Raw genomic sequence first — 13,155 nt, forward strand, 5'->3', positions numbered from 1 at the left:
ATTTTTTATTGAAAAGTGTTATCATTCTAGTAAGCAAGTATAAAAATCTTTAAGAGGTGATTTGATGAGTAATAAAAAGCTTACGACTAGCTGGGGTGCACCAGTTGGCGACAATCAAAACTCTATGACAGCCGGTTCCCGTGGACCAACGTTGATTCAAGATGTTCATCTCTTGGAAAAACTGGCACACTTCAACAGAGAACGTGTACCTGAGCGTGTTGTTCATGCTAAAGGTGCTGGTGCCCACGGTTATTTTGAAGTAACAAACGATATTTCAAAATATACAAAAGCTGCCTTCCTGTCAGAAGTAGGCAAACGTACACCTATGTTTATCCGCTTCTCTACCGTAGCCGGTGAACTTGGTTCTGCGGACACTGTACGTGACCCGCGTGGATTCGCGGTGAAGTTTTACACAGAAGAAGGAAACTATGATTTAGTTGGAAACAATACACCTGTTTTCTTCATTCGTGATGCAATTAAGTTTCCTGACTTTATCCATACACAAAAGCGCCACCCGCAAACACACTTGAAAAACCCGAATGCAGTGTGGGATTTCTGGGGATTATCACCTGAATCTACACATCAAGTCACAATCCTGATGTCTGACCGCGGCATTCCGGCAACTTTCCGTCATATGCACGGTTTTGGAAGCCACACATTCAAATGGGTGAATGCTGAAGGACAAGGTGTTTGGGTGAAATACCACTTTAAAACCGAACAAGGTATTAAAAACCTGGATCCAGACCTTGCTGCCAAGCTTGCTGGTGAAAATCCGGATTATCATACTGAAGATCTGTTTAACGCAATTGAAAAAGGCGACTTCCCAGCCTGGAAGCTTTATGTACAAATCATGCCTCTGGAAGATGCCAATACTTATCGTTTTGATCCATTCGATGTCACAAAAGTATGGTCTCAAAAAGACTACCCGCTTATCGAAGTTGGCCGCATGGTTTTAAACCGCAACCCTGAAAACTATTTTGCAGAGGTTGAACAAGCAACATTCTCACCTGGAACATTTGTCCCTGGTATCGAAGCTTCACCGGATAAAATGCTTCAAGGCCGTTTGTTTGCTTACCATGATGCACATCGCTACCGTGTTGGAGCGAACCACCAGGCACTTCCGATCAACCGTGCGAAAAATGAAGTGAACAACTATCAGCGTGATGGCCAAATGCGCTTTGATAACAACGGTGGCGGATCTGTATATTACGAGCCAAACAGCTATGGTGGACCAACAGAGTCAGCTGAAGATAAGCAAACTCCATATGCGGTTTCTGGAGAAGCCGACAGCGTAGCATACGATCACAATGATCACTACACTCAACCCGGTGACCTTTACCGTTTAATGAGTGAAGATGAGCGTACGCGCTTAGTTGCCAACATCGTTGCTTCAATGAAGCCGGTAGAAAGCGACGACATTAAGCGACGCGCAATCATGAACTTCTATAAAGCGGATGCCGAGTATGGTACTCGCATTGCAGAAGGACTTGGAATCTCTTTACTTGAAGAAGTAAAATAATTTGGTAAATCACTAGTTTTTCCATTTCTATTCTCAACTTAATTCTCATTTTCTCAATTAATAGGTATCCATTTGATTGTAAGTGGATACCTATTCCTAAATAAAAGCAAAGAGGATGTTAATCGTGGAAGAAGATCATGTGACAGAACTAATTCCCTATTTAAAAGAACGTGGTTTACGTATAACACCTCAAAGAACACTAATCTTAAAAACAATTCTTTCATTAAATAATCACCCGACTGTTGAGGATATTCACCGGGAGCTTCCTTTTATAAGCCTGGCGACGATCTACAACAATGTGAAATTGTTTGTAAACTTAAGGATTTTAAAGGAACTGCCGTACGGGAATGGATTAAGCAGATTTGAACTGGCGAATTCTGACCATTACCATGTAATATGCGAAGCATGTGGAACGATTGTGGACTTCAATTATCCGAAGCTAAAAGAGATTGAGGACGCAGCATCGAAATTAACGCACTACGCGATTAACTTGCATGAATTGGAAATTTACGGTCTATGTACAGCCTGCCAGAAATCGATGCACGCATAGAATCGTTTAACTAAAAGTGATAAAGGGAAACATTCATCTAAAAAGGAGGAAAAACCATGAGCCCGCAAAAAATGTTGTGCCCAAAATGCCAATCAGAAATTAAATACTTGAAGCACAGTATCCTATGTCAATGTGGAATTAAGTTGAAGGGCATTAAATCAAAGTTTTGAATACTGGCTGTGTAAACAATAACTGCAGAAAAAAATTTCATCGTATGGATTAACATTTTTTAGGTTCCAGAAGAATTATCGGCGTTTGTTCTACAGCTCTGATTTGTACATGTGCTTTGCCATGACCCCATCAAACTGCTCCATTTTATATGCTGAAATCTTTATTTTAAATAGGACTTGTAGCTATTTCTTCATTATTAGCCATCGATCTATTAATCCTTATATTCCCTCTGTTCTATTGTATTGAAGGCTTGCTTTTTCAAGACAGGAAATGTCTCTAAACGGATTTGAGCGCTGCCGAATTGGATCTATCACTTAGCCCCCCATTAAAAAAATAAACAAATGCGGTATTTTTAACATTGATTGGGCTGACAATGCCCAAAAAACAATCGAAACTGGGGTTTTCTTCTTGTTCGCGCAAGGAAATTTACAAATATTTCTATTTTCTATTGAACTGATTATTTTATAAGCGTTAAATCATGAGAATTAAGCGGAAACAAAGAGCAATTGCGCAAAACCTTCGAATTTACGAGCGGAACTCGGGATTTACGAGCGGTTCTCGGGATTTACGAGCGGTTCTCGAGATTTACGAGCGGTTCTCGAGATTTACGAGCGGTTCTTGAGATTTACGAGCGGTTCTCGGAGATTTACGAGCGGAACTCAGGATTTACGAGCGGTTCTCGAGATTTACGAGCGGAATTTGAGATTTACGAGCGAAAACTCACTTTAATTAAGCGGAAAAAATGAGAATTAAGCGAAAGTGTCTGCATCATTAAATAAACAGAGTTTGTGATTTTTCCAGTCTCAATTTATTATAAAGATGGACTTTTGCCATTTCAAAAGAATCGTTCATTCATATACATAATATAATAACTTTTTAAAAGGTGTTGTGTGCGAATGAACAAAAGAAGAGGCCGCCCTCACAGCTGTATTTTTCCGGGCTACAGATGGTGCGGCTCCGGCTGCAGCGGCCCGGGGGCACCGTTCAATGATGTAGATGCCTGCTGCATGAAGCACGACCGTTGCTTAAAACATGGAATATCACCGTGCCAATGTGACGTTGAATTTATGAACTGTCTTCGCCCAAAAATGAATCACCGTTCCAAAAAAGCGAGAGATGCAGCGCTCATGTATCATTTCACAAAATTGAAAACCATCTTCACCTGCAGCCAATTCTAATTAAGACTTAAGAAAGCCCACGGCTGAACATACCATTTAGCAAGCCAAACCTAAATCCTGAACCCCGTCGTTTTCAGAACTACTCGATTAATCCCTTGGTTGCCATTCTTATGAATTGTGATTGCAAATCGTGAAACTCGTTGCTGAAGAGTTTCGGCCAGATTGAAAAATAGACTTAAAGACATAAATATATTACTTCTTTTTCTAAAATTTTTGAAAGTTTATTACAATTTTTTCTTTTTTCTTTTAAGGATTTCTGGTAAAGTTATCGTAATAGGGTCTATTTGTTTTAGATCCATCATTGCCGGGGAAGGAGATGTGAAAATGAATTTATCAAGTATTAATAAAATGCTCCAGGAGCTTCGGAAAACTCCCTTCATTGAATCGAATGTTACCCACAGAATTTCAAATCAGTTTAAACAAGTAGTGTCCTTAACATATTGCCGCAAAATGAAGCTTTTTCAGTTACATGAAATTGAAGAAAACAAATTTCATGAATTTGCTGAACTTGAAGAAACAGCTGCTTACTTAAGCAGATTTATTAATAGAGGTTAATCAAGGTCGTCGAGCGGATTTTTGATTTTTGATTGGAATAATCGCAACCTTCAATCTAAAACTATATATCAGGGGTGTTCTAAAGAAAGTAAATAAGCCCGCTAATACCTAAGCAAATGATTCCGATAAGACCTGCGTATATGCCCACTTTAGTTCTTAATTTTCTTTGCTCCGTTGTTTCTGAATAATAATTCGCTCTTTGCTGCTGCCCGTCTATCCATGCCCCAATACAAATTCCTGAAATGATAATCGCAACTATTCCAACGATAAGAAAAAATTTCATCATCCCTGCATTCACCCTCTCTAAGGCGTAATTAATATTTCCAGTCTTCATTGTTGAATACATTTAACCCGATCAAGTTTGCTGTTACTGGCTCTTTCCCTATTTCTCTTGCCCAAACTGACATTTGGCCCACATGGTGACTCTCATGAACGGCAAGATGGAGAAGAATTTCAATATATAAATACGCTACATTCTCGCCGTTCTTATTGACAGCATTAAGAATTTGCGTGCCTCTCTCTTGTGTATAATTGTTGAAAAATGTAATAAAACATTTTTGTGTTTCCCGGGAAAACTTGATAATCGCTTCCAAACTATCAAAGTCAGCGAAGTTGTACTTTATAACCTCATTGTTTAATAGGCCAGATAACCACCTTTGTTCCACATCCACAATATGAAATAAAGTTTGCAGAAACCCTTTATATCCCCCTTTCCTCTCTTTAAGAAGCGCTTCCTCCGGAATTTGCCGGCACCATGCAAACCACTTCTCTCTGATCTTCCAATTGTACTCAAACAGCGCCCTTATCATTCTCGACTCCATCTCATCCTCCTAAAAATTTATTATTTAACGGCCAACAATGAAGGCTAATTAAAAAGATTGGGAGAGATCAATACTCTTTACGCTAAAACAGCATAAACAAGGACTTCTTTTCCCCATTTATGAATTTTCTGTTCTTTTTTCATGCCAATTCGTTCTGCAACACGAATAGAAGGGATATTGTCGAGATCGATTAAAGAAATGAGTTTTCGAAGCCTCAATTGGTCAAAGCCATATTTTTTGCAAGCTGAGGCTGCTTCTGTAGCATATCCGTTTCCCCAGTGACGCCGGGCAAATAAATAGCCAATTTCCATTTGAATTGTACCGTCTATGTCCTGCGGAACAATTCCACACTGTCCAAGAAACTCGCCTGTCTCTTTATTTTCTGCTATCCAGAGACCCGTTCCATGAAGAGAATAATTGTTTAATGTCCATTCAATCCACTCGATCGTACCCTGTTCGTCTTTTGTGGAGGGATAATATTTCATTGCCTCCGGGTCCGCAAAGATTTCCATTAAGTTTTGCACATCATCTTTATTCATTTTCCGCAAATTTAAGCGTTCTGTACTCAGGATCATTCCGTTCCTCTTCTCTCCATACATAGGTATTTTTTGGAATATTCATATTTTAATGATAGCTAAAAAATACGCTTTCTACAAGCGCATTTCTGCATAAAAAACAGTGCTGGTTTTTAAGAGTGAACTATTTTTTAAAGAATATTTTTTCCTTATTGACATATTTGTATATACAGGATAAAATGAAAACGCAACCAAATACTTGTATATACAGGATGATATTTTTGTAAACGCACTCATGATCCTGTGGATATAAGAATTTGAAAATATAATAATGAAAGAATTGGGTTGATTCCAATTCAACAGGGGGAAGAAAAATGAGTAAGTTCACAGATCCTGCCAAGGATTTACTGGAACACATTGGCGGTAAAGAAAACGTTGCAGCCGTTACCCATTGTGCCACCAGAATGCGTTTTGTATTGAATGATCCAGCTAAAGCTGATGTAAGTCAGATTGAGTCAATAAAGCTTGTAAAAGGAACTTTTACACAAGCCGGACAATTCCAGGTCATTATCGGCAATGAAGTTCCATCCTTCTACAATGAATTTATTAAACTGGCTGGTATTGATGGTACGTCAAAAGATGAGGCAAAGGTTGCTGCAAAGCAAAACATGAGTTTCTTACAAAGAATGATTGCCCATCTTGCTGATATCTTTACTCCATTAATTCCCGCTCTTGTCGTCGGAGGTTTGATCCTCGGCTTCAGGAACGTTATCGGAGACATTAAATTGCTTGAAGATGGTACAAAATCAATTGTTGAAGTATCCCAGTTCTGGGCGGGCGTTCATGCTTTTTTATGGCTGATTGGTGAAGCGGTATTCCACTTCCTTCCTGTCGGAATCACGTGGTCGATTACAAAGAAAATGGGTACATCGCAAATACTCGGTATTGTCCTTGGTATCACACTCGTATCGCCACAGCTGCTTAATGCTTATGGAGTTGCCGGTGCTGAAACAATACCAACATGGAATTTTGGCTTTGCCGAAGTTGAAATGATTGGCTATCAGGCACAAGTCATCCCGGCGATTCTTGCCGGATTTGTGTTAGCCCTTTTAGAACGCAAGCTTCGTGATATTGTTCCAAATTCAATTTCAATGATCGTTGTCCCATTCTTTGCACTTATTCCAACTGTATTAATTGCTCATATCGTCCTTGGTCCGATCGGCTGGACTATGGGTACTTTCATCTCTGATGTGGTTTATTCAAGCTTAACTTCTGCATTTGGCTGGTTGTTTGCCGCAATCTTTGGCTTTGCTTATGCACCGCTTGTTATTACCGGGTTACACCATATGACAAATGCGATTGATCTTCAACTAATGAGTGAACTTGGCGGAACAAACCTGTGGCCAATGATTGCGTTATCAAATATTGCACAGGGTTCAGCTGTTCTTGCGATGATCTTTATTAATAGAAAAAATGAAGAAGAAAAACAAGTGTCGATTCCGGCTGCAATCTCCTGTTACCTCGGTGTAACAGAACCAGCGATGTTCGGTATCAATTTAAAATACGGCTTCCCATTCCTGGCAGCCATGATTGGATCACTGGTTGCAGCTGTTGTATCAGTTGGCAGCGACGTAATGGCTAATTCAATCGGCGTCGGCGGTCTTCCTGGAATCTTATCTATCCAGGCGCAAGACTGGCTCATGTTTGCAGTAGCAATGGTAGTTGCAATCGTTGTTCCTATCATCTTGACAGTTGTTTTTGCTAAAACAAGAATGAATAAATTTTCTTTTAATAGAAAGTAATACTCCGAAAAGGGAGGGAGAAGTCTTCTCCCTCCCTTTACTTTTTGAGGCAATATATCATATTAAAAATAGAATATGGTATTATTACAGGTGGGGATTTTGTAAACTTGACTTTTATGGGAACTTCAGAAAAACAGCAATCCTCCTGGCAAGTTTGAACTTCATATAATCTGGATTTACAAGAAATCTATATAAATTTTTCATTTAAAAAACTGATTGGGGATCCTTTATGACTAACAAGTATCTAACAATCTACAGCAGCATTGTTGAACAAATAAAAAGCGGGGAGATTCCGGCTAATACCCTTCTTCCCTCTGAACATGAATTAAAAGACCAATATGATACATCCAGGGAAACGATCAGAAAAGCATTGAACCTGCTTTCACAGAACGGGTATATTCAAAAAGTTCGTGGAAAAGGGTCGATTGTGATTGACATCAACAAGTTTGATTTTCCAGTCTCCGGTCTTATCAGCTTTAAAGAACTGGCAGAGAAAATGGAAAAGAAACCAAGAACAATTGTTCATGAACTTGCCTTAATTAAACCTGACAACTACATTAAACAGCAGCTCCATTTATCAGGCAAAGACCAGGTCTGGAAGATTGTCAGAACGAGGGAAATGGGCGGCGAGAAAATTATTTTGGATAAAGATTATTTATCTAAAAAACACGTTCCTTCTTTAACAGAAGATATTTGCGCTGACTCCATTTACGATTATCTTGAAAATGAGTTAAACTTAACGATCAGTTTCGCAAAAAAGGAAATCGTTGTGGTTGAACCTACTGGTGAAGATCGAAAACTGTTAGACCTCGACGGATTTCATAACGTTGTGGTCATCAAAAACTATGTTTACTTGGATGACGCGAGCCTGTTTCAATATACAGAATCAAGGCACCGGCCGGACAAATTTCGGTTTGTTGACTTTGCCAGAAGAACGCATATATAACAAAGGGTAGCCTCAATGTAATATTGTGGCCACCCTTTTTCTTTAAATTGCTTTTGATAGTTACAACGCTGCCGCAAGCTGCTTCTCTTCTGTCTTTGGCAGAACTGCGTCTCTCCCGACAGAATAATACTCCACATTGTATTTTTCCACTTCTTCAAGTGAATAACAATTGCGTCCGTCAAAAATGATTGGTTCTTCATGGAACAGGCTTGTCAGGATTAATGCCTTTTGGACAACTTCCTTCCAGTCAGTCAAAATAAACACGGTATCTGACTGCTTAATCGCATCCTCGATTTGTTCTGTGTAGACCACGCCTTCTGGCAGAACCTTTTTAGCGTTTTCTATCGCAATAGGGTCATACCCAATCACCTCTGCACCGTCATTGATTAACTTTTCCGCTAAAGCGATAGATGCCGCTTCCCGAATATCGTCTGTTTCTGGCTTGAAGGACAGCCCAAGAAAAGCGACCCGCTTTCCTGCAAGTGAACCGAACCTTTCTTTTGCTTTTTCGTATAACAGGTATTTTTGAGAATTATTGACTTGAATAACTGATTTCAATAAATGAAAATCATGGTCGGATTCCTCCGATATTTTTACAAGCGCGTGAGTATCCTTCGGAAAACATGAGCCTCCGTACCCAATGCCGGCCTGAAGAAATTTAGATCCGATTCTGTCATCCTTGCCAATCCCTTCGGCGACCTCTTCAATATCTGCCCCCACTTTTTCGGATAGATTGGCAATTTCATTAATAAACGAGATTTTCGTTGCCAGAAAAGCATTTGCAGCATATTTAATCATTTCTGCACTCGAGATGCTTGTTTTCAGTACAGGTATCTGCAGGGGCTGATACAAGGATTCTAATATATCAGCTGTTTCTGCATCATCCGCACCAATCACAATCCGGTCTCCATGAAACGTATCCGATACAGCTGAACCTTCTCTTAAAAACTCAGGATTTGAAGCAAAATTTACTTTAACATTCGCGCGAAGATGTTTTAATACTATGTCCCTTATCTTATAATTGGTTCCGATTGGTACAGTGCTTTTTGTGACAAGAATGGTATTGCGGTTGATATGGGATGCAATATCTTTTGCAGCTTGAAAGATATACGTTAAATCAGCGGAGCCGTCCTCGCTTTGCGGGGTTCCAACTGCGATGTAAACCACTTCAGCATCAGCCAGTCCTTCGCTGTGGGATGTTGTAAAATGGAGCCTGCCTCTTTCAATGTTCGCTTTCATCAATTCTTCAAGGCCCGGCTCATAAATAGGAGATTGCCCTTTTTTCAGCATTTCTATTTTATTCAGATTGATATCAAGGCAAGTTACATCGTGGCCAATTTCCGATAAGCAGACTCCTGTTACAAGACCGACATAACCTGTACCCAAGATTGCTACCTTCATATAAATTCCCTCCTAATACGATTAATGGATAAGCTGTTCATTTTCCGCGAGCTCATTCAAATATGTTTTCACTTGTTGATTAAGGTCCTCTCTTTCAAGAGAAAAATCAATAGTTGCTTTTACAAACCCGAATTTATCTCCAACATCGTATCGCTTGCCATAAAAGTCATAAGCAAGAACATTTTCTTTTTGATTCAGCATTTGGATTGCATCTGTCAGCTGAATCTCCCCGCCGGAACCCGGAGGCAGTGTTTCGAGAATCGTAAAGATTTCTGGAGTCAAGATATACCTTCCCATAATCGCGTAATTAGAGGGTGCAATTTCAACGGGCGGCTTTTCGACAACGGATGCCAGTGGAATGATTCCTTCATCAGCTTTCATATTCCCCAAAGGTGCGATGATTCCGTATTTGGAAACATCCTTTGGATCAACTTCTTGCACGCCAATCACGGAGTTCTGGTATTTATCAAACACATCGATAAGCTGTTGAAGGCATGGTGTTTCGGAGCGGACAATATCGTCCCCCAATAAGACAGCAAAGGGTTCATCCCCAATAAAGCTTGCGGCACAATGAATGGCATGCCCCAACCCTTTTGGTTCTTTTTGGCGAATATAATGGATGTTGGCCAGATTTGAAATGCTCTGGATTTCAGAAAGCTTATCATACTTCTCTTTTTTATAGAGTGTCTCTTCCAGCTCATAAGCTTTATCAAAATGATCTTCGATGGCCCGTTTACCGCGGCCGCTAATAATAAGAATATCCTCAATACCTGAATTGATGGCTTCCTCCACAATGTACTGAATAGTTGGCTTATCAACGATCGGAAGCATTTCTTTTGGCTGGGCCTTTGTCGCCGGCAAAAACCTTGTCCCCAATCCTGCAGCTGGAATAATCGCTTTACGAACCTTCATAGAAACAACTCCTCCTTTTTAAAATAAGCTTTTATAAATGATTAGAAAGGCTCTATTTTTTCAATCGAGCCGCGATAAACTTGTTCATTTTTATCCTCTTGTTCCCCACGAAGTGGAGCGCAAAGTCAGCAATGCCCAGAAACGAAGCGGGCATAATAGGATTAAAAACAAGATGCCATAAACCGGAGCCAGCAGGAAAGTTAAAGGCCTTTTGTAAGCATAAAACACATTCCTTGCATAGGCGGATACCGTTACATACGCCAGATAGTAAATAAGCATAATCCAGCCCATCGTTGATGAAGTAATATAGATTGCCATAAGCAATGACATTCCGAAAGCGATCCATAAGAACATTTCAAGCATGACCCAAACAAAGACATTTGGCTTTTTTAAACCAATTTTCAATGCTACTAAACTTTCTCTAAAGAAAGATTTATTCCAGCGCGACTGTTGTCTAAGCAGTGTATACAGGGATGTCGGTGCATCCGTGATGCAGCGGGCTGTTGATTGATAAATCGTTTTTCCTGCGCGAATGGCATAGTTTGTTAAGCAACGATCATCCCCCAGTTGCACCTGTTGGCCCAGGAACGTTTGTGTACCATAATGCTCCAGGTTTGAAAGGACAATATTACGTTTATATGCACTAAGAGGGCCACTGCAAACCAAAACGTTGCCTGTAACAGAATGTGCTGCCCGCTCAACACGGAACGCATTGTCATATCTCATATCGATAAGTCTTGTTAATAGATTATCCGTCCTGTTCCGGATATTTACATGCCCCGTTGTAGCCGTAACTTCTGGATCATTGAATGGCTTTAACAATTCTCGGATCGCATTGGAAAAAACGGTACAATCGGAATCAACCGTAACAAAAACGTCACCAGTCGCCCGTTCGAACGCCCAGATTTGCGCATGTCTCTTTCCTTTATTTTGCGGAAGACGATGGACAATCAATTCAGGCAGCCTGGAAGGATCAATACCTTCGATCGCTGTCATATTTGCATGAAGGGTCTCTTTTAGTTTAAGAGAAGCCTCATAAGCTGATTTATCTTTGCTTCCATCGTCGACCACAAAGATTTCGTGAATCGGGTAATCCTGCTTTAAAATACTTTTAATCGTTCCCAAAACGGCCTCAGGCTCTTCATTATAAGAAGGAATCACAACAGACACCTTTAAGTCCGGGGGATCAAGATCGACCGTTTTGTATTTAAATGAGAGAATCATTTTCCCCAGCAAATAAGCAATCATTACTGAACCGTAAAGGCCGATCGTTAAATTTAATTTATCTGATGCAGTCCAGTTCACATAGAAAAGCGCAGCTACCGTTAAAATGAAAAGCGTAATGACAAACGTTTTTTCCTTCAATGAGAATTTTTTGTCTGTGGTAACTTGCTGGATTTCTGCTGCAGATAAATCTTGGACAACTTTTGACATTGTAACTCTCCTCTCGTTATTAAGTTTTCAATCTCCCTGCTCCCGGCAGGAAAACTTCAAAACTAGATTAATAACGACAAACTTTTTTCGCAATCCGACGTTTTTCACCGTTAAGAAAACCCTTCTTTTTAACCATGGCCGATTCATTTTGTTGATTTTATCGGATTGGAAGCGGAAACATTTCGCTGTTTAATTTTTCTATTATTTTTGTAACATAACTTTAATGTTTAAAACCCTATTTCCTTTATTTCCCTTTATCTGCTGTTTATAAGGTTTGCTTTATTAAGGTGAAGTGGCGCAATATTTTTTACACTTCTTTTACAATTGATCATTTTGACTTTTATAAAAAAAGTTAAAAAAAATTTTTTTAGTTGAATTTCTTTATTCATAAGGGTAAAAACGATATACACCGCCGCAAAAATAAACGATATTGATTAGAAAATGTAATAAATTGGAACATATTATAGGCATTATTTCTTAAAATACCCTGCTCTTTTTATAAAACTTTAAGCGTTTAATGATAGAACCTAGTGATTCTTGTGAAATTATCCTCATATAAGGATACATATATGACCACTGACGAATTTGCTAACTTAAAAGTAACGTGTTATTACAGATACTATAAGAATGTTAGCTAAGGAGTTCTGTTATCATGATAGAATTGCGAAACGTTTCAAAAGTATACGGGAATGGAGATGACCAGTTTTGGGCCTTAAAGAATGTCTGCCTTTCGATCAATAAGGGGGAGTTTGTCGCAGTAATCGGGAAATCAGGCAGCGGGAAATCAACTTTATTACATGTACTGTCGGGTATCGATACTCCTACAGAAGGAACTATTAGCATTTCAGGAAAAACCATTTCGAACTTTCCTGAAAAATTGCTGACGAAGTGGCGAAGCCTGGAAACGGGGATTGTCTTTCAATCTTTCTTCCTGCTTCAGACTCTTACACTCTTTGAAAATGTCATGCTTCCAATGGAGTTTTCCCGCTCCCTGAGCCGAAAAAAAAGAAAAGAACGGGCGCTGAGGCTTTTAGAAAGTGTTGGGCTTTTACACAAGGCTTACCTTTTTCCTGATTCTGTATCAGGCGGAGAAAAGCAAAGATGTGCAATAGCCAGGGCTTTAGCCAATGACCCTCCTCTAATCGTAGCTGATGAACCGACTGGAAACCTGGATTCGGAGAATGCTGAGCATATATTCTCCCTTTTTAAAAATCTATCAGAACAAGGTAAAACGATTGTGATGGTCACCCACGATACTGATTTCTCCCATAGGGTGTCCCGCTCGTTTATTGTAAAGGATGGTCATGTTTCCGAACAGCCTGTCATTGGCAGAAAAGTTGGTCAGGCATGA

General features: G+C 39.7%; 14 protein-coding genes. 8 read left to right on the forward strand and 6 right to left on the reverse strand.

From position 1 onward, the window contains the following. Positions 1 to 64 precede the first annotated feature (64 nt). The 5 genes from katA to CU633_RS06555 all read left to right on the forward strand — a co-directional run bounded on the left by katA (position 65) and on the right by CU633_RS06555 (position 3,973). The gene (gene katA / locus CU633_RS06540) at positions 65 to 1,519 is read left to right on the forward strand and encodes a catalase KatA (RefSeq protein ID WP_101658921.1); all 1,455 of its coding nucleotides are present in this window, start codon (positions 65 to 67) and stop codon (positions 1,517 to 1,519) included. Between the two features lie 115 nt (positions 1,520 to 1,634). Next, entirely contained in the window at positions 1,635 to 2,069 is a 435-nt protein-coding gene (locus tag CU633_RS06545; protein ID WP_101658922.1) for a Fur family transcriptional regulator, read from the forward strand. Between the two features lie 677 nt (positions 2,070 to 2,746). Next, a complete protein-coding gene (locus tag CU633_RS22535; protein WP_142383399.1) occupies positions 2,747 to 2,986 on the forward strand; it encodes a hypothetical protein in 240 nt (79 codons plus the stop codon). A 150-nt stretch (positions 2,987 to 3,136) separates the two neighbouring features. Continuing rightward, a complete protein-coding gene (locus CU633_RS06550; protein WP_101658923.1) occupies positions 3,137 to 3,418 on the forward strand; it encodes a phospholipase in 282 nt (93 codons plus the stop codon). A gap of 324 nt (positions 3,419 to 3,742) precedes the next feature. Then, entirely contained in the window at positions 3,743 to 3,973 is a 231-nt protein-coding gene (locus CU633_RS06555) for a hypothetical protein (RefSeq protein ID WP_101658924.1), read from the forward strand. A gap of 79 nt (positions 3,974 to 4,052) precedes the next feature. Here the strand turns inward: CU633_RS06555 and CU633_RS06560 are convergent, their stop codons facing one another. From CU633_RS06560 to CU633_RS06570, 3 genes are all read right to left on the reverse strand, one after another. Further along, on the reverse strand, positions 4,053 to 4,256 hold the full coding sequence (locus CU633_RS06560; protein WP_142383400.1) for a DUF5316 family protein: 204 nt from the start codon (positions 4,254 to 4,256) through the stop codon (positions 4,053 to 4,055). Between the two features lie 31 nt (positions 4,257 to 4,287). Continuing rightward, the gene (locus tag CU633_RS06565) at positions 4,288 to 4,794 is read right to left on the reverse strand and encodes a DinB family protein (RefSeq protein WP_101658926.1); all 507 of its coding nucleotides are present in this window, start codon (positions 4,792 to 4,794) and stop codon (positions 4,288 to 4,290) included. 77 nt (positions 4,795 to 4,871) lie between these two features. Continuing rightward, on the reverse strand, positions 4,872 to 5,369 hold the full coding sequence (locus CU633_RS06570; RefSeq protein ID WP_257958548.1) for a GNAT family N-acetyltransferase: 498 nt from the start codon (positions 5,367 to 5,369) through the stop codon (positions 4,872 to 4,874). A gap of 314 nt (positions 5,370 to 5,683) precedes the next feature. Between CU633_RS06570 and treP the strand changes: the two genes are divergently transcribed. Next, positions 5,684 to 7,111 carry a PTS system trehalose-specific EIIBC component gene (gene treP / locus CU633_RS06575; protein ID WP_101658928.1) on the forward strand — a complete coding sequence of 476 codons (1,428 nt, stop codon included), beginning with the start codon at positions 5,684 to 5,686 and terminating at the stop codon, positions 7,109 to 7,111. A 229-nt stretch (positions 7,112 to 7,340) separates the two neighbouring features. Continuing rightward, positions 7,341 to 8,057 carry a trehalose operon repressor gene (treR, locus tag CU633_RS06580; protein WP_101658929.1) on the forward strand — a complete coding sequence of 239 codons (717 nt, stop codon included), beginning with the start codon at positions 7,341 to 7,343 and terminating at the stop codon, positions 8,055 to 8,057. Positions 8,058 to 8,117: 60 nt separating this feature from the next. On the opposite strand, the gene CU633_RS06585 is transcribed toward treR, so the two are convergent. The 3 genes from CU633_RS06585 to CU633_RS06595 form a co-directional block, all read right to left on the reverse strand. Next, positions 8,118 to 9,458 carry a UDP-glucose dehydrogenase family protein gene (locus CU633_RS06585; protein WP_101658930.1) on the reverse strand — a complete coding sequence of 447 codons (1,341 nt, stop codon included), beginning with the start codon at positions 9,456 to 9,458 and terminating at the stop codon, positions 8,118 to 8,120. Positions 9,459 to 9,479: 21 nt separating this feature from the next. After that, positions 9,480 to 10,370 (reverse strand): UTP--glucose-1-phosphate uridylyltransferase GalU, encoded by an 891-nt coding sequence (gene galU, locus CU633_RS06590; RefSeq protein ID WP_101658931.1) that lies wholly within the window; start codon positions 10,368 to 10,370, stop codon positions 9,480 to 9,482. 90 nt (positions 10,371 to 10,460) lie between these two features. Then, entirely contained in the window at positions 10,461 to 11,804 is a 1,344-nt protein-coding gene (locus tag CU633_RS06595) for a glycosyltransferase (RefSeq protein WP_101658932.1), read from the reverse strand. Positions 11,805 to 12,456: 652 nt separating this feature from the next. On the opposite strand from CU633_RS06595, the gene CU633_RS06600 reads away from it, so the two are divergent. Beyond that, a complete protein-coding gene (locus tag CU633_RS06600) occupies positions 12,457 to 13,155 on the forward strand; it encodes an ABC transporter ATP-binding protein (RefSeq protein ID WP_101658933.1) in 699 nt (232 codons plus the stop codon).

The organism is Bacillus sp. V3-13, from assembly GCF_002860165.1.
Classification (GTDB): Bacteria; Bacillota; Bacilli; order Bacillales; family Cytobacillaceae; genus Bacillus_BJ.

What these genes read in the sequence shown, in the direction of transcription:
- katA (WP_101658921.1), top strand. Translation starts at nt 65, where the DNA reads ATGAGTAATAAAAAGCTTACGACTAGCTGGGGTGCACCAGTTGGCGAC.
- CU633_RS06545 (WP_101658922.1), top strand. Translation starts at nt 1,635, where the DNA reads ATGTTAATCGTGGAAGAAGATCATGTGACAGAACTAATTCCCTATTTA.
- CU633_RS06550 (WP_101658923.1), top strand. Translation starts at nt 3,137, where the DNA reads ATGAACAAAAGAAGAGGCCGCCCTCACAGCTGTATTTTTCCGGGCTAC.
- CU633_RS06555 (WP_101658924.1), top strand. Translation starts at nt 3,743, where the DNA reads ATGAATTTATCAAGTATTAATAAAATGCTCCAGGAGCTTCGGAAAACT.
- CU633_RS06560 (WP_142383400.1), bottom strand. Translation starts at nt 4,256, where the DNA reads ATGAAATTTTTTCTTATCGTTGGAATAGTTGCGATTATCATTTCAGGA.
- CU633_RS06565 (WP_101658926.1), bottom strand. Translation starts at nt 4,794, where the DNA reads ATGGAGTCGAGAATGATAAGGGCGCTGTTTGAGTACAATTGGAAGATC.
- CU633_RS06570 (WP_257958548.1), bottom strand. Translation starts at nt 5,369, where the DNA reads ATGATCCTGAGTACAGAACGCTTAAATTTGCGGAAAATGAATAAAGAT.
- treP (WP_101658928.1), top strand. Translation starts at nt 5,684, where the DNA reads ATGAGTAAGTTCACAGATCCTGCCAAGGATTTACTGGAACACATTGGC.
- treR (WP_101658929.1), top strand. Translation starts at nt 7,341, where the DNA reads ATGACTAACAAGTATCTAACAATCTACAGCAGCATTGTTGAACAAATA.
- CU633_RS06585 (WP_101658930.1), bottom strand. Translation starts at nt 9,458, where the DNA reads ATGAAGGTAGCAATCTTGGGTACAGGTTATGTCGGTCTTGTAACAGGA.
- galU (WP_101658931.1), bottom strand. Translation starts at nt 10,370, where the DNA reads ATGAAGGTTCGTAAAGCGATTATTCCAGCTGCAGGATTGGGGACAAGG.
- CU633_RS06595 (WP_101658932.1), bottom strand. Translation starts at nt 11,804, where the DNA reads ATGTCAAAAGTTGTCCAAGATTTATCTGCAGCAGAAATCCAGCAAGTT.
- CU633_RS06600 (WP_101658933.1), top strand. Translation starts at nt 12,457, where the DNA reads ATGATAGAATTGCGAAACGTTTCAAAAGTATACGGGAATGGAGATGAC.